At 68.9% G+C, this 21,067-nt stretch carries 22 protein-coding genes; 8 read left to right on the top strand and 14 right to left on the bottom strand.

Annotated features, from left to right (window positions below; translation table 11 throughout):
* Positions 1 to 83: 83 nt before the first annotated feature.
* The gene (locus AC11WY_RS06630) at positions 84 to 1,682 is read right to left on the bottom strand and encodes a peptide chain release factor 3 (protein WP_482923766.1); all 1,599 of its coding nucleotides are present in this window, start codon (positions 1,680 to 1,682) and stop codon (positions 84 to 86) included.
* 180 nt (positions 1,683 to 1,862) lie between these two features.
* On the opposite strand from AC11WY_RS06630, the gene AC11WY_RS06625 reads away from it, so the two are divergent.
* Positions 1,863 to 2,504: a hypothetical protein gene (locus AC11WY_RS06625; RefSeq protein ID WP_482923764.1), complete on the top strand. Its 642-nt coding sequence runs from the start codon at positions 1,863 to 1,865 to the stop codon at positions 2,502 to 2,504.
* A 7-nt stretch (positions 2,505 to 2,511) separates the two neighbouring features.
* Here AC11WY_RS06625 and AC11WY_RS06620 read toward each other — a convergent pair whose 3' ends face one another.
* Positions 2,512 to 3,561 (bottom strand): Hint domain-containing protein, encoded by a 1,050-nt coding sequence (locus AC11WY_RS06620; RefSeq protein ID WP_482923762.1) that lies wholly within the window; start codon positions 3,559 to 3,561, stop codon positions 2,512 to 2,514.
* Between the two features lie 217 nt (positions 3,562 to 3,778).
* Here AC11WY_RS06620 and AC11WY_RS06615 point away from each other — a divergent pair, with 217 nt between their 5' ends.
* The 5 genes from AC11WY_RS06615 to AC11WY_RS06595 all read left to right on the top strand — a co-directional run bounded on the left by AC11WY_RS06615 (position 3,779) and on the right by AC11WY_RS06595 (position 7,287).
* Positions 3,779 to 4,558: an SDR family oxidoreductase gene (locus AC11WY_RS06615; RefSeq protein ID WP_482923760.1), complete on the top strand. Its 780-nt coding sequence runs from the start codon at positions 3,779 to 3,781 to the stop codon at positions 4,556 to 4,558.
* Positions 4,559 to 4,676: 118 nt separating this feature from the next.
* Positions 4,677 to 4,877 (top strand): twin-arginine translocase TatA/TatE family subunit, encoded by a 201-nt coding sequence (gene tatA, locus AC11WY_RS06610; RefSeq protein ID WP_482923758.1) that lies wholly within the window; start codon positions 4,677 to 4,679, stop codon positions 4,875 to 4,877.
* A gap of 33 nt (positions 4,878 to 4,910) precedes the next feature.
* Positions 4,911 to 5,606: a Sec-independent protein translocase protein TatB gene (gene tatB / locus AC11WY_RS06605; protein WP_482923756.1), complete on the top strand. Its 696-nt coding sequence runs from the start codon at positions 4,911 to 4,913 to the stop codon at positions 5,604 to 5,606.
* Positions 5,603 to 6,454, top strand: a complete 852-nt coding sequence (gene tatC, locus AC11WY_RS06600) for a twin-arginine translocase subunit TatC (RefSeq protein ID WP_482923755.1) — start codon at positions 5,603 to 5,605, stop codon at positions 6,452 to 6,454. Before tatB ends, tatC begins: the two co-directional genes overlap by 4 nt.
* On the top strand, positions 6,451 to 7,287 hold the full coding sequence (locus AC11WY_RS06595; RefSeq protein ID WP_482923753.1) for an ATP-binding protein: 837 nt from the start codon (positions 6,451 to 6,453) through the stop codon (positions 7,285 to 7,287). The genes tatC and AC11WY_RS06595 overlap by 4 nt, the downstream gene beginning before the upstream one ends.
* 20 nt (positions 7,288 to 7,307) lie before the next feature.
* On the opposite strand, the gene AC11WY_RS06590 is transcribed toward AC11WY_RS06595, so the two are convergent.
* The 12 genes from AC11WY_RS06590 to alr all read right to left on the bottom strand — a co-directional run bounded on the left by AC11WY_RS06590 (position 7,308) and on the right by alr (position 18,817).
* The gene (locus AC11WY_RS06590) at positions 7,308 to 8,504 is read right to left on the bottom strand and encodes a LysM peptidoglycan-binding domain-containing protein (protein WP_482923751.1); all 1,197 of its coding nucleotides are present in this window, start codon (positions 8,502 to 8,504) and stop codon (positions 7,308 to 7,310) included.
* 40 nt (positions 8,505 to 8,544) lie between these two features.
* On the bottom strand, positions 8,545 to 9,189 hold the full coding sequence (locus tag AC11WY_RS06585; RefSeq protein WP_482923749.1) for a protein-L-isoaspartate(D-aspartate) O-methyltransferase: 645 nt from the start codon (positions 9,187 to 9,189) through the stop codon (positions 8,545 to 8,547).
* Positions 9,186 to 9,971, bottom strand: coding sequence for a 5'/3'-nucleotidase SurE (gene surE, locus AC11WY_RS06580; protein WP_482923748.1), 786 nt, complete (start codon positions 9,969 to 9,971; stop codon positions 9,186 to 9,188). Before surE ends, AC11WY_RS06585 begins: the two co-directional genes overlap by 4 nt.
* Positions 9,972 to 10,178: 207 nt before the next feature.
* Complete coding sequence (locus AC11WY_RS06575) at positions 10,179 to 10,838, bottom strand: SDR family NAD(P)-dependent oxidoreductase (protein ID WP_482923746.1); 660 nt, start codon at positions 10,836 to 10,838, stop codon at positions 10,179 to 10,181.
* Positions 10,839 to 10,854: 16 nt separating this feature from the next.
* Complete coding sequence (locus tag AC11WY_RS06570) at positions 10,855 to 11,379, bottom strand: hypothetical protein (RefSeq protein WP_482923744.1); 525 nt, start codon at positions 11,377 to 11,379, stop codon at positions 10,855 to 10,857.
* A 120-nt stretch (positions 11,380 to 11,499) separates the two neighbouring features.
* Entirely contained in the window at positions 11,500 to 12,987 is a 1,488-nt protein-coding gene (gene purF / locus AC11WY_RS06565; RefSeq protein WP_482923743.1) for an amidophosphoribosyltransferase, read from the bottom strand.
* A 76-nt stretch (positions 12,988 to 13,063) separates the two neighbouring features.
* On the bottom strand, positions 13,064 to 13,720 hold the full coding sequence (locus AC11WY_RS06560) for a CvpA family protein (protein WP_482923741.1): 657 nt from the start codon (positions 13,718 to 13,720) through the stop codon (positions 13,064 to 13,066).
* Between the two features lie 18 nt (positions 13,721 to 13,738).
* A complete protein-coding gene (gene radA, locus AC11WY_RS06555; protein ID WP_482923739.1) occupies positions 13,739 to 15,106 on the bottom strand; it encodes a DNA repair protein RadA in 1,368 nt (455 codons plus the stop codon).
* Positions 15,107 to 15,279: 173 nt separating this feature from the next.
* Positions 15,280 to 16,038, bottom strand: a complete 759-nt coding sequence (locus tag AC11WY_RS06550) for a DNA repair protein (protein WP_482923737.1) — start codon at positions 16,036 to 16,038, stop codon at positions 15,280 to 15,282.
* A 207-nt stretch (positions 16,039 to 16,245) separates the two neighbouring features.
* On the bottom strand, positions 16,246 to 16,992 hold the full coding sequence (locus AC11WY_RS06545; protein WP_482923735.1) for an ABC transporter ATP-binding protein: 747 nt from the start codon (positions 16,990 to 16,992) through the stop codon (positions 16,246 to 16,248).
* Positions 16,989 to 17,771 (bottom strand): MlaE family ABC transporter permease, encoded by a 783-nt coding sequence (locus AC11WY_RS06540; RefSeq protein ID WP_482923733.1) that lies wholly within the window; start codon positions 17,769 to 17,771, stop codon positions 16,989 to 16,991. Before AC11WY_RS06540 ends, AC11WY_RS06545 begins: the two co-directional genes overlap by 4 nt.
* On the bottom strand, positions 17,768 to 18,817 hold the full coding sequence (alr, locus tag AC11WY_RS06535; RefSeq protein ID WP_482923731.1) for an alanine racemase: 1,050 nt from the start codon (positions 18,815 to 18,817) through the stop codon (positions 17,768 to 17,770). Before alr ends, AC11WY_RS06540 begins: the two co-directional genes overlap by 4 nt.
* Before the next feature lie 167 nt (positions 18,818 to 18,984).
* Between alr and AC11WY_RS06530 the strand changes: the two genes are divergently transcribed.
* Positions 18,985 to 19,638: a tetratricopeptide repeat protein gene (locus AC11WY_RS06530; RefSeq protein WP_482923729.1), complete on the top strand. Its 654-nt coding sequence runs from the start codon at positions 18,985 to 18,987 to the stop codon at positions 19,636 to 19,638.
* 57 nt (positions 19,639 to 19,695) lie between these two features.
* A complete protein-coding gene (locus AC11WY_RS06525) occupies positions 19,696 to 21,045 on the top strand; it encodes a PQQ-binding-like beta-propeller repeat protein (RefSeq protein ID WP_482923727.1) in 1,350 nt (449 codons plus the stop codon).
* The last annotated feature ends 22 nt before the right edge of the window (positions 21,046 to 21,067 follow it).

Raw genomic sequence — 21,067 nt, 5'->3', positions numbered from 1 at the left:
GCCCAACGGCCCTTGGCCTTATGGGCAACCGGACCGGGCAACTCTCCACTGGAGAGTTGCCGTGGCGGTCCCGGGCGCGCCCCTTACACCATCATCTCTTTCGTCGCCGTCAGCTTCACGTCCGGGAAATCGCGGCCGATGCGGTCGATGTCCCATTGCAGGCGCGTCAGGTAGACCAGATCGCCGTCGCTGTCGGTGGCGATGTGGCCCTTGTTGACGTTCACCAGCTTTTCCACCGCCGCCTTGTCGCCCGAGACCCAGCGGGCCGAGGTGAAATGCGAGGGCTCGAAGCGCACCGGCAGGGAATATTCCTGCTCGATCCGGCTGGCCAGCACGTCGAATTGCAACGGCCCCACCACGCCGACGATGTAGCCCGAGCCGATCATCGGCTTGAACACCTTGGCGGCGCCTTCCTCGGCGAACTGCATCAGCGCCTTGTCGAGATGTTTGGCCTTCATCGGGTCCATCGCGCGCACCGATTGCAGCAGTTCGGGCGCAAATGAGGGGATGCCGGTGAAGCGCAGGCTTTCACCCTCGGTCAGCGCGTCGCCGATGCGAAGCTGGCCGTGGTTCGGGATGCCGATGATGTCGCCGGCCCAGGCCTCCTCGGCCAGTTCGCGGTCGGCGGCGAGGAACAGCACCGGGTTGGTCACCGCCATCGGTTTCTTCGAGCGGACGTGCAACAGCTTCATGCCGCGGGTGAAATGTCCCGAGGCAAGGCGCACGAAGGCGACCCGGTCGCGGTGCTTGGGGTCCATGTTGGCCTGCACCTTGAAGACAAAGCCCGTCACCGGCGTTTCCTCGGGCGCGATCTGGCGTTCGGCGGCGCGCTGCGGCTGCGGCTCCGGCCCGTATTCGCCGATCCCCGCCATCAGTTCCTTCACGCCGAACGAGTTGATCGCCGAGCCGAACCAGATCGGCGTCATGTGGCCTTCCAGAAACGCCTGCCGGTCGAAGGCGGGCAGCAGTTCGCGCGCCATGTCGACCTCTTCGCGCAGCTTCTCCAGCAGGTCGGCGGGCACGTGCTCGCTCAGCCTGGGGTCGTGCAAACCGTTGATCTTGATCGATTCCGCCACCCGGTTGCGGTCGGCGCGGTCCATCAGTTCCAGCCGGTCGTGCAGGATGTCGTAGCAGCCGACGAACTCGCGCCCGACCCCGATCGGCCAGCTTGCGGGCGTCACGTCGATGGCGAGGTTTTCCTGAATCTCGTCGATGATGGTGAAGGTGTCGCGCGCCTCGCGGTCCATCTTGTTGCAAAAGGTCAGGATCGGCAGGTCGCGCAACCGGCAGACCTCGAAAAGCTTGCGGGTCTGGCTTTCCACCCCCTTGGCGCCGTCGATCACCATCACCGCCGCATCGACCGCCGTCAGCGTGCGATAGGTATCTTCCGAGAAATCCGAGTGGCCGGGGGTATCGACCAGATTGAAGCGATAGCGGCCGAAGTCGAACGACATCGCCGAGGCAGAAACGGAAATCCCCCGCTCCTGCTCCAGCTTCATGAAGTCGGACCGGGTCCGCCGCGCCTCGCCCTTGGCACGGACCTGGCCCGCCATCTGGATCGCGCCGCCGAACAGCAGGAACTTTTCGGTCAGCGTGGTCTTGCCGGCGTCGGGGTGCGAGATGATCGCAAAGGTCCGGCGGCGGGCGATCTCGGGCGGCAGGGGGGGGCGGTTGTCCAGCATGGCCGGGCTATAGCCGAGCGGGCCTGATCGGGCAAGGCAGCCCCACCGTTGCGGTGCTGGAAACGCAGATATTCGCGGAAGGCGATCAACGGCGTTTGCCCGCCGCGGCAACTTTAACCTATGCTTAAGGGTATGTCAGGGGTCGGCGGCCACAGGGCGCGCAATAGCGGAGTGAATGGTATGGCGCGGATGCTCGGGCTGGCCGCTGCGGCGGCGGTGTCGATGCTGGCCGGGTGCAGCGGTAGCAGCGGGCTCATTGACAGCGTCACCGACCCGGACGGGTTCTACAAGGCCAACCAGCCGTTGCAGAACGCGATGAATACCTCGCTCACGGCGATGTCGAACAGCAAGTTCACCGCGATGCCGTCGACCGGAACCGCCACCTACAACGGCTACACCAAGGTCGTGGTGAACACGCCGACGACGCCGATCGAACTGCTGGGCCTGGCCGCGATGAACGCCAACTTCGCCACCCAGACGATCGGGGGCAACCTGACCAGCTTTGCGGGCAACTATCAGGACACGACGACGACCCCGGTGACGGTCAAGTCGCCGCAAGTGTCCTATGCCGGCAGCATCTCGGTAACGAACGGCTGCATCGGCACCACCAACGGTTGCGCTGCGACGCGGCCGAACCAGTTCGTCGCCGATTTCGCGGGCACGCTGACCGGGCAGGGCAACACGCTGGGGCTGAATGGCGGGCTGACGGGCGATTTCAAGGGCACGCCGATCAAGGGCATCCAGGCGACGGCGACCTCGGGCACGGCAACGCTGAATGGCAACCCGGCAACCGGCGCCCTCTTCATCGTCGCCACGCCGTAGCCGCGGGTCAGCCCGCCCGGCTGGCCCGGAACAGCGCCGCCGCGCCGATCTCGTCCAGCGCCAGCCGCCCGGCTTCGGTGCCGAAGTGCTGGTGCTGGCTGAGGCCGGGAAAGCGGGCCTTGACCTCGGCGGCCAGATCCTCGGGCAGGTGCGACAGGGTGGCGTCGTTCACCATCAGGCTTTCGGCCGGAATGCCCTCGGCATAGACGATTTCGTGGCGGTCGAAGATCAGGCTGAAGTAGTCGACAAAGCCGCCCTCGCGCAGAAAGACGTGTTCGTCATCCACCAGATGCTTGGCCTGCACCAGAAGTTCGGCGGTGCGCACCAGCCGGGTGCGGTTGCGCTGATACAGGAACATGCGGTGATGCTGGCCGACGATCAGGTCGCCGGAATTGCTCAGCGTGCCCGCGGTGATCACCACCGGGGCAAAGCTGCCCACCGCGCGCAGCGTGGCGCGGCCGATCCAGCGCACCGGCTGCGGGCCATGATCGCGCGTCAGCACGCGGTCGCCGGGGTGCAGCGTCTCGATCGGCACCTGATGGCCATCGGCCAGCGCGATCATCGTGCCGCGCCCGAACGAGATGCAGACAAGGTCCGCCAGCCGCACCGCGCCGGGATCGGCGGCAACCCGGATCAGCGTGTAATCGGTTTTCGGCGCCATCGGCGACAGCGGCAGCGCATAGACGCCGCCCGCGCCACCCGCATCGCGGTGGCGCAGGATCAGCAGTTCGACCGAATCGCCCGCCCCCTCCATCAGCATCAGCCGCGCGCAAAGCTCCACCCGGTCACCCGGCTGCCCGACCTCGGACCCCGGCGCCACGACCTGCACCCGCCCCGCGGTGCCAAGATCGCCCGCGGCGGGGGCAATCGTCAGGCGCAGCGGCGCGGCCTCGGGGTCAAGCTGATAGACGTCACCGGGGCAAACCACGTCGGCATCGCCCACCTCATCGCCAAGGTTCGCGCCCGAGGTAACAAAGATCGCGTCGGCCGGGAACACCTGGCAGGCGTAGCCGGGCACGGATGCCAGGGGGCGATCGTCTGCGGTCGGTTCTGCCATCGTCGCGGTCCTTCCCGTCGCGCCCCCCGCACAGGGGAGTCGCCGATGATCCAGGGTATCGGGCAAAAACGTCAAAGTTTTGGCAAGATCGGCGCCGCCTCGCGAAACGGCGGGTTCCCGCGCGCCGCCAATCCGCCCGGTCCGGCGGGATTGGCGCTTTTCGTGCGCCGGTCCCGGTGTTAGCCAAGGTCGCAGGACACCGACAGGGGGGCGACAGATGGATCTTGGCATCACGGGGCGGCGGGCGCTGGTGACGGCCTCGTCGAAGGGGTTGGGGCGCGGCTGCGCCGAGGCGCTGGCGGCGGCGGGGGTCAACCTCGTCTTGAACGCGCGCGGGGCCGAGGCGCTGGAGGCGACGGCGGCCGCGCTGCGGTCCACCTACGACGTGCAGGTGACGGCGGTCGCCGCCGACATCACCACGCCCGAGGGCCGCGATCTTGTGCTGATCGAGGCGGGCCAGGTGGATATTCTGGTAACCAACGCCGGCGGCCCGCCGCCCGGCATGTGGACCGACTGGAGCCGCGACGATTTCATCCGCGCGCTGGATGCCAACATGCTGACGCCGATCGCGCTGATGCAGGCGCTGATGCCGGGGATGATCGCGCGCGGCTGGGGCCGGGTGGTGAACATCACCAGCCAGTCGGTGAAGGCGCCGATCCCGCAGCTTGGGCTTTCCAACGCGGCGCGGGCGGGGCTGACCGGTTTTGTCGCGGGCACCGCGCGGCAGGTGGCGGGACACGGTGTCACGATCAACAACCTGCTGCCCGGCATCCATGCCACCGACCGCGCCATCATGCTCGACACCGGGGCGGCAAAGGCGCAGGGTATCAGCCTCGCGGCGGCCAGGGAGCGGCGCGCGGCGTCGATTCCGGCCGGGCGCTATGGCACGGCGGCCGAGTTCGGGGCGATGTGCGCCTTCCTCTGCTCGGTCCATGCGGGCTTCATCGTGGGGCAGAACATCCTGCTCGACGGCGGGGCGACGAACGCAACGCTGTAGGCCGGGCATAATTTATCCACCCGAGGTGCGGATTCGGGCTTTGAACTGCCGATGCGAGTCAATACATGACTAGAGATGAAAACACGGCCCTAGGGCCATGCAAAATAAGGAGACCGACATGCTACAAGGCTTGAGCATTCCTCACCTTCTGGTCATTGCCGTGGTCCTGCTCGTGCTCTTCGGTCGCGGCAAGGTCAGTTCGCTGATGGGCGAGGTCGGCAGGGGGATCACCGCGTTCAAGAAGGGGATTCAGCAGGATCCCGACAAGGTCGAAGTGGCCCGCGACGCCTCCCCCGAGCAGGAAAAAGACAAGGTCTGACGGCCTTTGTCACCGAAGGCAGGTTGACGCTCCATGTTTGATATCGGCTGGTCCGAACTGATGCTGATCGGGATCGTGGCCCTGATCGTCGTGGGTCCGAAGGATCTGCCCAAGCTCTTTCACGCGCTTGGGCAGTTTACCGCCAAGGCGCGCACCATGGCGCGCGACTTCCAGCGCGCGATGGAGCAGGCCGCTCGCGAGGCGGGCGCCGAGGATATCGCCAAGGACCTGAAAACCATCACCTCGGTAAAATCGATGGGGCTCGACGCGCTGTCGAGCGCCTCGAGGAAGATCGACTCGTGGGATGCCGCCAAGCGTGCCGCCACGGCGACGGGTGCTGCGGCAGTGTCGGGGGCCGATGCCGCGCCCGCCGAAATCGGCCCCGCCACCGCCGAGCTTGCGGCGCAGGTGAAGGCCAATGCCGCCGCCGCCGAGGCTGCCGCCGCCGAGCGCGCCGCGTTGCGCAACCGCCCGACGCCCGAGGAACTGGCCGATTTCGAGCCGGAGCCGGAGCCGGAGTCAGAGTCAGAACCCGAACCCGCGCCGAAGCCCGTCCGCAAGCCGCGCGCGAAGGCGGCCGCCCCCGAGGCCGCCCCAGCCGCCCCCGAGGCCGCCGCAAAGCCGCCCCGCGCGCCGCGCAAGCCGAAGGCCGACACCGCGGATACCGCAGCCGACGCACCGGCCCCCAAGCCGCGCGCCCGTGCCGCCGCCAGGAAGAGTGACGCATGAGCGCCGATGAGATCGACCAATCCGGCGCCCCGCTGATGGAGCATCTGGCCGAGTTGCGCACCCGGCTGATCTGGTCGGTCAGCGCCTTCATGGTGGCGCTGGTCCTGTGCTACTTCGTGTCGGACCCGATCTTCAACTTCCTGACCCGACCGATCTGCCACGCGATGGAAGTGCGCGGTCAGGCCTGCGGGCTGACCATGATCAAGCTGCAGGAGGGTTTCTTCGTCGCCATCCGCATCGCGGCGATCGGCGGGCTGGTGCTCTCGTTCCCGGTGATCAGCTATCAGCTTTGGCGCTTTGTCGCGCCCGGCCTCTACAAGAAAGAGCGCGCGGCGTTCCTGCCGTTCCTGGTCGCCTCGCCCGCGATGTTCTTCCTCGGCGCCGCCTTTGCCTATTATGCGATCCTGCCGATGGCGTTCGGCTTCTTCCTCAGCTTTCAGCAGCCCGGCCCGGCGCCGGGCACCCTTGCGCCGGGCACGGGCGAGGCGCTGGCGCGCGCGGGCATCACCTTCCAGGGCTCGATCGAGGCCTATCTGGTGCTGACCACGACCTTCATCGTGGCCTTCGGCCTGTGCTTCCAGTTGCCGGTGCTGCTGACGCTGATGGGCAAGGCCGGGCTGATCTCGTCGCGCTCGCTGATCAATGTGCGGCGCTATGCGATCCTCGGTATTCTGGTGCTGGCGGCCGTCGTGACGCCGCCCGACGTGGTGTCGCAGCTCATGCTGTTCTCGGTGATCTACGCGCTTTACGAAGTCTCGATCGTGCTGATCCGGCGCATCGAAAAGGCCCGCGAGGCCGATCTGCGCGCCCAGGGGCTGTGGGTTGACGACGAGGACGACGCCAAGTGATCGACCCGTTGTTGCGGATCGCCGAGGCGCTGGAGCGGTTGAGCCCGCCCCGGCCCGCGGCGCCCGACTTCGACGCGGCGGAGGCTTTCGTCTGGCATGTCGCCCCGGACCGGCTGGAGCCGGTGCCACGGGTGAACCGGGTCGATCTGTCGCTGCTGATCGGCGTCAACCGGGCGCGTGACACCCTGCTGGAAAACACCCTGCAGTTCGCCCGTGGCCTGCCCGCCAACAACGCCCTACTGTGGGGCGCCCGCGGGATGGGAAAGTCGAGCCTTGTCAAGGCGGTGCACGCCGAAGCTCTGACGCGCGGGGCGGCGCTCAAGATGGTCGAACTGCACCGCGAGGATCTGCCCTCGGTCGGCCGCCTGCTGCACCTGCTGCGCGACCGGGCCGAACGCTTCCTGCTGTTCTGCGACGACCTGTCGTTCAGCCATGACGACGAGCATTACAAAAGCCTGAAGGCCGTGCTGGACGGTGGCATCGAGGGGCGGCCCGAGAATGTGGTGTTCTACGCCACCTCCAACCGCCGCCACCTGATGCCGCGCGACATGATCGAGAATGAACGGTCGTCGGCGATCAATCCCTCCGAGGCGGTGGAGGAGAAGGTCTCGCTGTCGGATCGCTTCGGGCTCTGGCTCGGCTTCCACCCCTGCAGTCAGGATGACTATCTGGCGATGATCCGCGGCTATTGTGGCGCTTACGGCGTGGCGATCGACGAGGCGGCGCTGCGCGCCGAGGCGATCGAGTGGCAGGCGACGCGCGGCGCCCGCTCGGGCCGCGTCGCCTGGCAGTATTTCACCGATCTGGCCGGGCGGCGCGGCGTCCGGCTTTAGCCGTCGCCGCTGCCGTCACCCTAGTTCAGCACGGTCGCCGGGTCGATCGGCTCGATCCCCTGCGACACCACGAAGTGCAGGAAGGCCGGGTCGCCCGCCCGGATCACGGCGATCTTCTGGCCGCGCTTGACCTTGTCGCCCTTGGCCACCGTCACCCCGTCGAGGCGCTGGTAGGCCGACAGCAGGTTGCCGTCGTGGCGGATCACCACGATCGGAAAGCCGTCGGTATCCTTGGTGATCGCGGCCACCGTGCCGTCGCCCGAGGCGACCACGGCGGTGCCCGCCGCCGCCGCGATGTCGATGCCCTCGCCCTTCTTGCTGAAGGGGCGGATGATCTTGCCGTCGACTGGCATCATGAACTTCGACGCGCTGGCGGCGGTGCGATCCTTGCCGAGGTTCGGCGAAGCCGGCACCGGCGTCGGCGCGCTGGCGGCGGGCGGGCTGGTGGTCGGCAAGGGCTTGGACGCGCTCGGCGGTTCGGGCGCGGGCGAGGGCTGGCCGGGCGGCGTGACCGGCGGCGCCGAAACCGTGCGGGTCGGATCGACCACCGGGATCAGCAGCACCTGGCCCTCATGCACCGCCAGATCGGGGCCGAGGCCGTTCCAGTCGGCCAGCGCGCGCACCGGAATGCTGTAAAGCCGCGCGATGGTATAGGCGGTCTCGCCACGGGCAACCTTGTGCTTGGCCGGCTGGGCCGCGGCGACCTTCGGCCCGGTGGGCGGTGCCAGTGCTGCGACCTGGGTGCCGGGGCCGGGCGTCGTCTGCGCGCGGTCGATGGCGCCGGTCGCCAGCGTGGTGATGTCGATCTGGTCGTTGGCGGGCGGCGTGATCGGCCCGATGGTCGGCGCGCCGGTGGCGGGCGAGGGTTCCGCGACACGGCCCGGCAGGGCGATCACCTCGCCCTCGTTCAGCGGATCATTGGCACTGATGGCGTTGTAGCGCGCCAGTTCGTCGGGCGCGAGGCCGAGGCGGTTGGCGATGCCGCCGACCGTATCGCCGCGCTTGGCGACGACGACCTGATAGCCGGGGTAGGACAGCACACCGCGGTTGTCGGGCGCGGGTCGCGCCAGCGTCGCGCGTTCGGCGGCGCCGGTCGTGTTGAACCCGCCGCTCATGTTGCGCAGATCCCAGTCCTTCACGTCGCTGCAGGCCGCAAGGGACAACAGCCCCGCGCTCATCACGAGGGTCCGGTGGATCGCCGTCAGCTTCAGTGCCATGCCTTGCCCCATTCCCTGCCCGGTAGGCCCGGACCTTTGCTCACTCTTGCCCCAGACCCTCGACCAGCGGCACGAAGCGCACCGGGCGAAGCTCGTGATACTCGAACCCGCTTTGCCCCCGCGTGACCCGGATCAGGGTCTGCACGGCCCCGGACTGCCCGACAGGCAATACCATGATACCGCCGATCCGCAACTGAGCCAAGAGGGGCCCCGGCGGGTCTTCGGCGGCGGCCGTCACCAGAATGCGGTCGAAGGGCGCCTGTTCAGGCAGCCCGAAGCTGCCATCGGCCGTCACGGCGGTGATGTTGGTCAGATCAAGCGCGCGGAACACCTCTTCGGCCTCGCGCACCAGACGGCGGTGACGGTCGACGGTGTAGACCCGGCGGGCAAGCTGGCTGAGGATCGCGGCCTGGTAGCCCGAGCCGGTGCCGACCTCCAGCACCTTGTCGCGCGGGCCGACCTCCAGCGCCTGGGTCATCAGGCCGACGACCGAGGGCTGGCTGATGGTCTGGCCGCAGGCGATCGGCAGCGGCATGTCCTCATAGGCGCGTTCCGCGAACAGGCCCCGCACGAAGGCGCCGCGGTCGATCCGTTCCATCGCGCCCAGCACGCGCGCGTCCGTCACGCCCTTGGAGCGGAGCGCGTAGAGAAAGCGCATCGTCCGCTCGGGCGTGTCTTCGGTCATTCCAGCCGCTCCCTGAGGCTGTCGAGCTGGTCATGCGCGGTCAGGTCCGCGCGCATCGGTGTGACCGAGATGTAGCCGTCCACGTTTGCGGTGACATCGGTGCCGGGGCCGGTCGGCAGGTGCTGCGCGCCGCCCTTGATCCACAGGAACCGCCGCCCCGAGGGCGACTGCACCGGCTCCACCGAGAAGGTCGTGTAGTCGCGAAAGCCCTGCCGCACGACGCGGGTGCCCTTGACCTCGGCGGCGCCGCAGGGCGGGAAGTTCACGTTGTAGAAGGTGCGATAGGCGCGATCCTCCCAGTGGCCATGCTCCAGCAGGCGTTTCACCAGCGTCGCGCCGTGCAGGACGGCGGCCTCGAACGGGGTATCCAGCATCTCGGTCCGCGGCCCCATGAACTGGCTGAGCGCGATGGCGGGCAGGCCCTGCAAGGCCGCTTCCATCGCGCCGCCGATGGTGCCCGAATAGAGCGTGTTCTCGCCCGCGTTGTTGCCCCGGTTGACGCCCGACAGCACGAGGTCGGGCCGCCGGTCGGAAAGCACGTCGTAAAGCCCGGCCAGCACGCAATCGGCGGGCGAGCCCTCGGCGGCGAAACGGCGCGGCCCCAGCTCGGCGATCATGGTGGGGTGGGTGTAGCTGATGCAGTGGCCGACGCCCGATTGTTCAAAGGCGGGGGCCACGGTCCAGACCTCGCCACCGGGGCCCGCGACATCCTCGGCGATGGCTTGCAGGACCGCCAGGCCGGGGGCGTTGATGCCGTCGTCGTTGGTAATGAGAATGCGCATCGTCTGCCCCTGCCGCCCTCGTCCTGCTTAGTCGAGCGGGGCGCGCGGAACAAGGCTTGCGCGCCCGCCCCGACGGGATCGCGGGCGGCAAGGTGCGCCTTCGGCGAGGATATTTGGGCCAAGATGAATGGGGCTTCGCTCTGCACTTTCATCTTGGTGACAAATATCCCCGCCGGAGGCTCCCGCAGGGGCGGACGGCGCGGCGGATCAGATCAGGGCGAGCAGCCGCGCGGCCTCGTCCTTCGGCGCGGCGAGCGCATTGCGCGGCTCGCCGGGGAAGAAGCGGGCGCGGGTGGCGGTGGGCATCGGGGCGGGTGTCTCGATCAGGATGCGCGGGCCGGTGGCGGCGGTCTCGGCCTGCCAGGAGCGGGCGAGGGCGATCTGGGCGGCCTTGGTGGCGCCATAGGCGCCGAAGAACTTCTGCCCGGCGCGCGGATCGTCGAGGAAGAACGCGGTGCCCGCGGGCGCGGCGCGCAGCAGCGGTTCGACCATCGCGATCAGGGTGGCGGTGGCCTTGACGTTGGTGGCGAGCGAGCGGTCCATGTCTTTGCCGTCGATGTGGCCTGCGGGCGCCAGCGGGGCGGCGTGGATCGCCGGATGCACCCAGAGGTCGAGATGGCCCCAGCGGTCGTAGATGCCGCGGCAAAGCTGGCGCATCGCATCCTCGGTGGTGATGTCCATCGGCGCCAGCGTGGCCTGCCCGCCTGCCGCCCGGATGCGATCGTCCAGCTCCTCCAGCCCGCCCACGGTACGGGCGACGGCGACGACATGCCAGCCCTGCGCGGCAAGGGTTTCGGCGATGGCGGCACCCAGCCCGCGCGAGGCGCCGGTGACGAGGGCCACGCGGGGGGCGATACGGTCGGTCATGGCGGGGCCTTTCGGTTCAGTTCGGCAGGAAGGCTTCGGGGATGTCGAAGCTGTCGGCGGGGTCGTCGGTGACAAGGCCGTAGCGCGCGAAGAGGTCGGGGCCAAGTTCGCCGGTATCGGGGCCCTTGCAGGCGATGTCGGCCACGTCGGTGTCGCCCTTGGTCACGGCAACGCCCGCCGCCGTGCGGGGCGCCCCGTTCGCGCCCCAGCGGCCGATGGCGGTAAAGACGGTGTAGCCGTAGGCGCCATTGGCAAAGCGCAGCCAGGCGCCGCCGCCGCCCGAATACATCAGCGTCCCGGCGCGGAAGACCTCGGCGGGCGTGGTGCCGGGGGTGGGGTAGCTGAGGTCGAGCTTGGCTTGGGTGCCGTAACGGTATTGCAACCCGCGGCCACCGTCGGTTTCGCAGACCGAGAGGATGCGGGCGCCGGTGGAGCAGGTGAAGGCCACCGCCTCGCCCCTGGCGCAAAGCGAGGGCGGCGCGGCGGCGGCCGGGCCGGCCAGGGCGAGGGCGGCGAACGAAAGCAGGGCGGAGCGGCGCATCGGGAACCTTTTGCCTTTGGGCTGGGTGTCCGGATGACCTGCCAGAACCGGGGCAGGGTGGCAAGCGATCCGCCGCGCGCCCGGCCCGGCGGGCCTGCGGCAAAAGCGAAGCAATTCGCTCTATTCCGCCGCCTTCATCGCAAAGCCCTTTTCGATCATGTCGGCGGGGATGACCGGGTAGTCGCCCGAGAAGCAGGCGTCGCAATATTGCGGGCTTTTCGCATTGCGCCCGGCCACTTCGCCCGCGGCGCGGTAAAGCCCGTCAAGCGAGATGAACTTCAGGCTGTCCACCCCGATGAAGGCGCGCATCTCTTCCTCGGTCATGCCGGCGGCCAGCAGTTTCGACCGTTCGGGCGTATCGACGCCGTAAAAGCAGGGCCAGGCGGTGGGCGGCGAGGCGATGCGGAAGTGGACCTCGGCGGCGCCGGCCTCCAGGATCATCTCGCGGATTTTCACCGAGGTGGTGCCGCGCACCACCGAGTCATCGACCAGGATCACCCGCTTGCCCTTGATCAGCGCGCGGTTGACGTTCAGCTTCAGCCGCACGCCCATGTTGCGGATCTGCTCGGTCGGCTCGATGAAGGTGCGGCCCATGTACTGGTTGCGGATGATGCCCATGCCGTAAGGGATGCCGCTTTCGTGGCTGTAGCCGATCGCCGCCGGGGTGCCAGAGTCGGGCACCGGGCAGACCAGATCGGCATCCACCGGTGCCTCGCGCGCCAGTTCCACGCCGATCTGGCGGCGGGTTTCGTAGACCGAGCGGCCGCCGAGGATGGAATCGGGGCGCGAGAAATAGACGTGCTCGAAGATGCAGAACCGCGACGGGCGGCGTTCGAACGGCTGGAAGCTTTCGACCACGCCGTTCTCGATCACCACCATCTCGCCCGGCGCGATCTCGCGCACGAACTCAGCGCCGATGATGTCGAGCCCGCAGGTTTCCGACGACAGCACCCAGCCGCCATTGGTGCCGGCCGGGCCGACCCGGCCCAGCACCAGCGGGCGCACGCCAAGCGCATCGCGCACCCCGATCAGTTTGGTGCGGGTCATCGCGACGACCGAGAACGCGCCCTCGACCCGGCGCAGCGCGTCCTTCATCCGCTCGGGGATGTTCTTCTGGATCGAGCGCGCCATCAGGTGGATGATGCACTCGCTGTCGGACGACGACTGGAAGATCGAGCCGCGCTCGATCAGTTCGCGGCGCAGCGCGGTGGCGTTGGTCAGGTTGCCGTTGTGTGCGATGGCGCAGCCGCCCATCGAGAACTCGCCGAAGAAGGGCTGCACGTCGCGGATCGCGGTGGCGCCCTTCGATCCGGCGGTGGAATAGCGCACATGGCCGATGCCGATCGAGCCCGGCAGGGTGTCCATCACGTCGGGTTTGGTGAAGTTGTCGCGCACATAGCCGAACCGGCGGGCCGAGTTGAAACCGGTGAGCGGATCGTGCGTGACGATGCCGCCCGCCTCTTGGCCGCGATGCTGCAGCGCGTGCATCCCGAGGGCGACGAAGTTCGCCGCGTCGACCACCCCGATCACGCCGAAGATGCCGCATTCCTCATGCAGCTTGTCGTCGTCATCAGGCGGATCGAACGGGTGGCGGGGAAAATGCGACATCGGCGGCAAACTCCGAATCCCGGCAGGTGGGGTCGCCCTTCATGTAGTGCGTCGTTACCGAAGTGTCACGGGGCGATCAGTTGGTGACGGTGCCGGTGGTCGCCGGTGCGGTGCCGGTGGCGGGCGCCGTGGTGCCGGTGGCGGGCGGGGGCGTCACGGCTTTCACGCCGCCCGCGGCCGGGGCGCCGCAATCGCCCACCAGATGTTCATACTTCGCGACCACCCAGTTCGGCGCGTCGGAGGGGATCTGCTTGTTGATCTGGGTTTCGAACTGCGCGAACACGATGGCGGATCGGCTCTGGGCCACCATCGGTATGGCCTCGCCGCCCATCGTGCGCTGGTAGACAAGGAAGGCGACCGCCACCAGCAGCACCCCGCGCGCCACGCCGAACAGGAAGCCCAGACCCTGGTCGACACCACCGATCGCCGATTGCCGCACCACCGAGGAAAAGAGCGGCGTGAAGAACGACATCACGATCAGCCCGACGGCAAAGACCGCCGTGAAGGCCGCGATGATCGACAACTCGCACGAGCCCTTGAGGAAATCGCCGACGACCGGGATCTCCTTCATCAGCGGCTCGACCTGATGGGCGAAGGTATAGGCGAGCACCGCGGCGACCACCCAGCCCGCGATCGCCAGCACCTCGCGCACGAAGCCGCGCGAATAGGCGAGGATCGCCGACAGCACGATGACGATGGCGACGGCCCCGTCGACGATGGTGAACGCCTGCATTCCTAGCTCCCTCCGGGCTCAGCCCGCGCCGAACATGTCGCCCACGAACGCCGTCAAGTCGGGCATCTCGCGCAGCCGCATCCCCTCACCGCCGCCGATCTTGGAGCGGGAGGGCGCGATTGCCGTTGAGAAACCAAGTTTTCGCGCTTCTTTCAACCTGTTTTCCGTCTGCCCCACCGGACGCAGCGCCCCCGACAGGCTGATTTCGCCGAATACCACCGTATCTGGCGGAAGTGCCACATCTTCGCGCGCCGACAGGAGCGCCGCGGCGACGGCGAGATCGGCGGCGGGCTCGCTGACCTTCATGCCGCCCGCGACGTTGAGGAACACGTCGAGCCCGGCGAAGGGGATGGCGCAGCGCGCCTCCAGCACCGCGAGGATGGTGGACAGGCGACCACCGTCGAGGCCGACCACAGTGCGGCGCGGGGTGCCGAGGGTGGAGGGGGCGACGAGGGCCTGAATCTCGGTCAGCACCGGCCTTGTGCCCTCGATTCCGGCGAAAACCACCGAGCCGGGCGTGGCCTGCCCGCGTTCCGACAGGAACAGCGCCGAGGGGTTGGTGACCTGCGCGAGGCCGCTGCCGGTCATCTCGAACACGCCGATCTCATCCGCCGCGCCAAAGCGGTTCTTGACGGCGCGCAGGATACGGAACTGGTGGCCGCGTTCGCCCTCGAAGTAAAGCACGGTATCGACCATGTGTTCGACCACGCGGGGCCCGGCGATCTGGCCGTCCTTGGTGACGTGGCCGACGAGGATGATCGAGGTGCCGCGCTTCTTGGCGAAACTCACCAACTCGTGACAGGCGGCGCGGACCTGGCTGACCGAACCGGGGGCGGATTCGACGTTGTCGGCCCACATCGTCTGGATCGAGTCGATCACCGCCAGCGCGGGGCGCACGGTATCGAGCGTGGTCAGGATGTCGCGCAGGTTGGTTTCGGCGCCCAGTTGCACCGGCGCGTCAGCCAGGCCCAGGCGCTGCGCGCGCATCCGCACCTGCGCCGCCGCCTCCTCGCCCGAGATGTAGAGGCACGACAGGCCCGCGCGGGCGAAGGCGGCGGTGGCTTGCAACAGCAGGGTGGATTTGCCGATGCCGGGATCGCCGCCGACGAGGATCGCCGAGGCGGGCACCAGGCCGCCACCCAGCACGCGGTCGAATTCCTCCATCCCCGACAGGGTGCGGGGCGGCGGCGGTTCCTCGCTCGTCAGGGTGCCCAGCGGGATGGCGCGGCCGCGATTGGCGCCGAGCGACCGGGTGGCGGGGCCGGCCGACAGCGGCGCCTCTTCGACGATGGAATTCCAGGCGCCGCAGCCCTCGCAGCGCCCGGCCCATTTCTTGTGGACGGCGCCGCAGGCGGTGCAGGTGAACTGGGGCGGAGCTTTGGCCATGCCCCTTCCTGCCCTAGCCGGGCAGGCGCGGCAACCGGGATCGTGGCGCGCGGCGGCGAAAGCCGGAGCGCTGTCTGCCCCCCGATGTCTTGGCCCAGCGGGCCATGACCCCCCCCGAGGATATTCTCACCAATGCGAAAGGGGCAGACGCGGGGCCCGATCGCGGGGGCCGGTCACTTCGGCTTGGCGGGCATCTGCACGACATTGCCGGGCACATCCTCGAAATCGTAGCCGAGCGCGGGCAGCACGTCGTGCAAATCCCGCTCCAGCCGTTCAAGCTGGGTCGCGACGGTCTTTTCGTCGGCCTCGACATCCTGCATCCATCGCTTCAGTTCCGCGGTGGCATAGTGGGCAAGGCGGATGCGGTCGGCGAGGGCGGCGTTTTCCTCTTGCCGCTGGGTCAGGAAGGCGCGGGCGCGGGCGAGCTTTTCGTCGGAATAGACGCGGGCGAGGTCGCGGGCGATCTGGCTCATCTGGCCCGCCACCTCCAGCACCTCGGGCTCCAGCGTGGCGAGGTCGGGGTGGTGGCGCAGGAAGGCGATGCGTTCCCGCACGGCGTCGAATTCGGCCGACAGGGTGAAGGCGCCGCTGCGGTCCTCGCGGTGGGCAAGGGCATAGGCGCGGGCGACATCCTCCATCCCGATGTGAAAATCGCGGTGCGAGCGTTCAAGGCGCTGCATCCGCGCGTTGGCAGGCAGGAAGGCGCACAGCAGCAGCAGCAGCCCGGCCACCAGCCCCTCGGCCCAGAGCCCGGCGTCGGGGATCGGCGCGCCGTTCCAGGCGGCGTCGAGGTGCAGCGCCGGACCGAGGCCCGCGATGGCAAGCGCGGTGGCGGCGGCGAGTGCTGCGGCCAGCACGGGCATCAGGATCGTCGCCGCGCTCCGCAGCGCCGACAGGCCCTGATGCAGCACCGACCGGGTGGAACGCGGCATGGTGGATCTCCCTCACGTTTTGTTAATCATTTCGCCGCGCGCGCGCACTCGCAACAAAAAGTGCTGCGAAAACCGATATTTGCGGGGGGCGATCTGGCGCGCAGTCAGGCCGGTTGCGCGAGACGGAAACAATGCGCCGGGCGCATGGGTATTGTGCCGGGGGCGGAAACTATGGGGGTTGTGCGCGGCGCAGGGGGCCGCCGCCGCTCAGCGGACCGATTCGATCGGGCCGGTGGCGCGGCCGTGGATGAACTGGTCGAGGTAGGGATCGCCCGATGCGTCCATCTCGGCGACCGGGCCGGTCCAGCGGATCAGGCCGCCGTGCAGCATCGCGACGCGGTCGGCGATGGCGCGCACCGAGGTCATGTCATGCGTGATGGTCATCGCGGTCACGCCCATTTCCACCACGATCTCGCGGATCAGGTCGTTGATGACACCCGCCATGATCGGGTCGAGGCCGGTCGTCGGTTCGTCGAAGAAGATGATCTGCGGGTTTGCGGCGATGGCGCGGGCAAGGCCGACGCGCTTTTGCATGCCGCCCGACAGTTCGGCGGGATAGAGGTCGGCCACATCGGGCTTGAGGCCGACACGGCGCAGCTTCTCGATGGCGATCTCGCGCGCCTGCGCCTTGGGCAGCTTCTGCGCGCCGCGCAGCAGGCGAAAGGCGACGTTCTGCCAGACGCTGAGGCTGTCAAAGAGGGCGCCGCCCTGAAAGAGCATCCCGAAGCGGGCGAGGAAGGCGTCTTGCTCGGTCTTGGTGACATCCTCGCCGTCGATGTCGATGGTGCCGCTGTCGGGGGTGACAAGGCCGAGGATGCATTTCAGCAGGACCGACTTGCCGGTGCCCGAGCCGCCGATGATCACCATGCTTTGCGCCGTCGGGATGGTGAGGGTCACCCCTTGCAGAACCCGGTTGGCGCCGAACGCCTTGTGGACATCGGTGAGGGTGATCATGAGGTGAAAAAAAGCTCGGTCAGCAGGTAGTTGGAGGCGAGGATCAGAACCGAGGCCGCGACCACGGCGGCCTTGGTGGCACGGCCCACGCCCTGCGCGCCACGGTCGGAGGTCATGCCGTAGTAGCAGCCCATCAGCGCCACCAAAAAGCCGAAGACCGCGCCCTTGACCATGCCCGAGCCGACGTCCCAGGGTTGCAGGAAATCGGCGGTGTTCTTGATGTAGGCGGCGTCGTTGAAGCCGAGCCGGTTCACGCCGACGACAAAGCCGCCCATGATGCCGATCGCGTCGCCGACGCCGACCAGCAGCGGCACCGCCAGCGTTGCCGCCAGCACGCGCGGCACGGTGAGGTATTTCATCGGGTGGGTGGACAGCGTCACCAGCGCGTCGATCTGCTCGGTCACCTTCATGGTGCCGATCTCGGCGGCGATGGAACTGGCGACGCGCGCCGCGACCATCAGGCCGCCCAGCACGGGGCCAAGCTCGCGCGCCATGCCGATGGCGACGATCGAGGGCACGACGGATTCGGCGTTGAAGCGGGCGCCGCCCGAGTAGATCTGCAAGGCCAGCGCGCCGCCGGTGAAGAAGGCGGTCATGCCGACCACCGGCAGGCTGAAGTAGCCGATCTGCACCAGCGCCGCGCCGAACTCGCGCCAGTAGAACGGCGGGCGGACGAGGTGGCTGAGGGTGGCAAAGGCGAACAGCGCGGCGCGGCCCACGGCGGCAAGCGCGCCCAGCGTGACGCGCCCGGTGGCGGCGAGCGGGGCGGCCAGGATCACGCGGCACCCCCGGTATAGCGGCGCAGGTAGCGCGGGCCGAGGCCGGTCAGAATCTCGTAGCCGATGGTGCCGGCCTGATCGGCCAGCGCATCGACGCCCTGATCCGGGCCGATCAGGTCGAGCGATCGCGGCGGCGCGGCGAGGTGGCTGACATCGACGGTGATCAGGTCCATCGAGACGCGGCCGATCAGCGGGCAGGGCACCTCGTCGGCCCAGAGCACGGCGCGGCCCGACAGGCTGCGCAGCAGGCCATCGGCATAGCCGCCCGCGACGGTGGCGATCATCGACGGCGCCTCGGCCACCCAGGTGCAGCCGTAGCCGACGCTTTCGCCCGGTTCCAGCACGCGGGTCTGGATCACCGGCAGCGTCAGGCGCACGACAGGGTGGGCCTCGGTGAAGGGATGGCCGCCGTAAAGGCCGATGCCGGGCCGGGTCAGGTCGAAGTGGTATTCCGGCCCCAAGAGGATGCCGCCGGTCGCCGCCAGCGAGCGCGGCACCCCGGTGCCGTCGGTCAGGGCGTGGAAGGTGGCCAGTTGCTGGGCGTTCATCGGGTGGCCGGGGTCATCGGCGCAGGCAAGGTGGCTCATCAGCAGTTCCGGCGCGGCTTCCAGCGCGATCGCGGCGACGGCGGCCCATTCGTCGGGCTCCATCCCCAGCCGGTTCATGCCGGTGTCAAGCTGGATGCCGAACGGGTGGCCGTGCAGCGCCTCCAGATGGCGCGTCATCTGGTCGAGCGAGTTCAGCATCGGGGTCAGGTCGAGATCGCCGATCATCTCGGTGTCGCCCGCCATGTGCCCCGACAGCACGCAGATCTGCGGCCCCGGCCCCAGCGCCTCGCGCAGCGCGGCGCCTTCCTCGGCGACGGCAACGAAGAAGCGGCGCGCCCCGGCGCGGGCCAGCGCGCGCGCCACCGGCCCGACGCCCAGCCCGTAGGCGTCGGCCTTGACCACGGCGGCGGTCTGGGTTCCGCTGTCGCTCAGCCGGTCAAGCGCACGCCAGTTGGCGGCGATTGCGTCGAGGTCGATGGAAAGGGTGGCGGTGCTCATCTGATCCCGTCCGGTTCCGGCGTCGCGCTGGTTTTGACAGGCGCGGGGGCGAGGTCAAGCGGAAACGCGCAGGGGCCGGGGCTTGGCAAGGCCGGACGCTTGCGTGTAAGACGGGCCCGGATCGAAGGCCGCCCGGATCGCGGCGCCACAGGCCAGGAGAGACGCGGATGAGCAACCCGGACAGTTTCATCGACGAGGTGACCGAAGAGGTCCGCCGTGACAAGCTGTTCGCGTTCTTCCGCAACTACGGCTGGATTCCGATGCTGGCGGTGGTGCTGATCGTCGCGGGCGCGGCCTGGCGCGAGTATACCAAGGCGCAGGAGGCCGCCGCCGCGCGGGCCTTTGGCGATGCGGTGCAGTCGGCGCAGGCCGAGAATGACCCCGCCGCCCGCGTGAAGGCGCTGGAGGCGTTGCATGCCGAGGGCGGGCAGGCGGCGATCCTCGATTTCCTCACCGCCGGGGCCGCCGTCGAGGCGGGCGATACCCAGGCCGCGACCACCGCGCTGGACGCGGTGGTGGCGGATGCGAGCCTGCCACAAAGCTACCGCGACCTGGCCGCGCTGAAGCGCGCGGTGGTGGCGGGCGACACGATGACCGCCGAGGCCCGCACCGCGGCGCTCAAGCCGCTGGCCGAGGCCGGACGGCCCTATCGGCCGCTGGCGATGGAACAACTGGCGCTGATCGCCGTCGGGGCGGGTGACAAGGCCGGGGCGATCACGCAGTTCAAGGCGATCCTGCAAGAGCCGCAGGTCACGCCGGGCTTGCGTCGGCGCGCGACTGCGATGATTGTCGCCCTCGGTGGCGATCCTGCGGTGAACTGATGGATCGGCCGGGCCCTGGATGCCACGTCCGAGTGAATTTGAGGAGGAGCTGAGGCCGTGAGACGGATCGGGGTGCTGGGAGTCATCGCCTGCCTGGGCGCCGTCGCGGCCTGTGCGCCAAAACCGCTTATCCTCAAGGGGCCGCGCTTCGATCTGCGCACGCCGCTGGATCAGGTGATGGCGGATGCCGACAAGCCGGGCGCGACCTCGCCCGACACCACCCCGAGGAACCGGACCGAGCCGATCCGTCTGCCTGCCCCGGTCGCCAATGCCGACTGGACCGCACGCATGGGCGGCCCGCAGCACCACATGACGCAGGCGGCCCTTGGCCAGACGCTGACCGCCGTGTGGGCGGCGCCGATCGGCAAGGGCGATGACAAAGGCCACGCGATCAGCGCCGATCCGGTGGTGGCGGCGGGCCGCATCTTCACGCTCGACAGCCGCGCGACCGTCACCGCGACCTCGACCGCCGGCGCGACGCTGTGGTCGGTGGACCTGACGCCCGCGACCGATCACAGCGATGATGCCTCCGGCGGCGGTCTGGCCTTCGGCGACGGCAAGCTGTTCGTGGCCTCGGGCTTTGGCGAAGTCGTGGCGATGGACCCCGGCACCGGCGCGGTGCTGTGGCGCCAGCATTTCCACGCGCCCGTCACCGGCACCCCCACCGTCGAGGGCGGCGTGGTCTATGTGGTGGCGCGCGATTCCAGTGCCTGGGCGATCGACACCAGCACCGGCAAGGTGCGCTGGCAGCTTGACGGCAGCGGTTCGGTTGCCGGGGTGACCGGCGGCGCGGGCCCGGCGCTCAGCGCCCGCTTCGTGATGCTGCCCTTCCCCTCGGGGCAGTTGGTCGGCGCGCTGAAACCGGGCGGGTCGCAGATCTGGTCGACCACCGTGGCGGGCGAGCGGCTGGGGCAGGGCTATGCCTCGATGAACGACATCTCCGGCGATCCGGTGGTGGTGGGCGACCGCATCTTTATCGGCAACGCCTCCGGCAAGGTGATGGCGCTCGATCTCAACACCGGCGACAAGATCTGGACGGCGGATGAGGGCGTGGTCAGCCCGGTCTGGCCCGAGGGCGGGTCGGTGTTCCTGGTGTCCGATCAGGCCAAGCTCGCGCGGCTGGACGCCACCACGGGCGGCCTGATCTGGCAGGTGGATCTGCCCTATTACGTGCCGGTCAAGAAGGCCAAGAACCGCCGCGACATCTTTGCCCATTACGGGCCGGTGCTGGCGGGCAACCAGTTGATCGTGACCTCGTCCGACGGGCAGGCGCGGTTCTTCGATCCGGCCTCGGGGGCGCAGACCGGCGCGCTGCAATTGGGCGCTGGGGCGGCGAGTGATCCGGTGGTGGCGGGGCGCACGCTCTACGTGGTGACGCGCGACGGCCAACTTCGCGCTTTCCGCTAGGCGCGTAAGGGTGTAACGGGTC

Source organism: Solirhodobacter sp., from assembly GCF_964715405.1.
The sequence above is the reverse complement of the archived record's forward strand: the minus strand, read 5'-3'. Positions and strand labels throughout refer to the sequence as shown.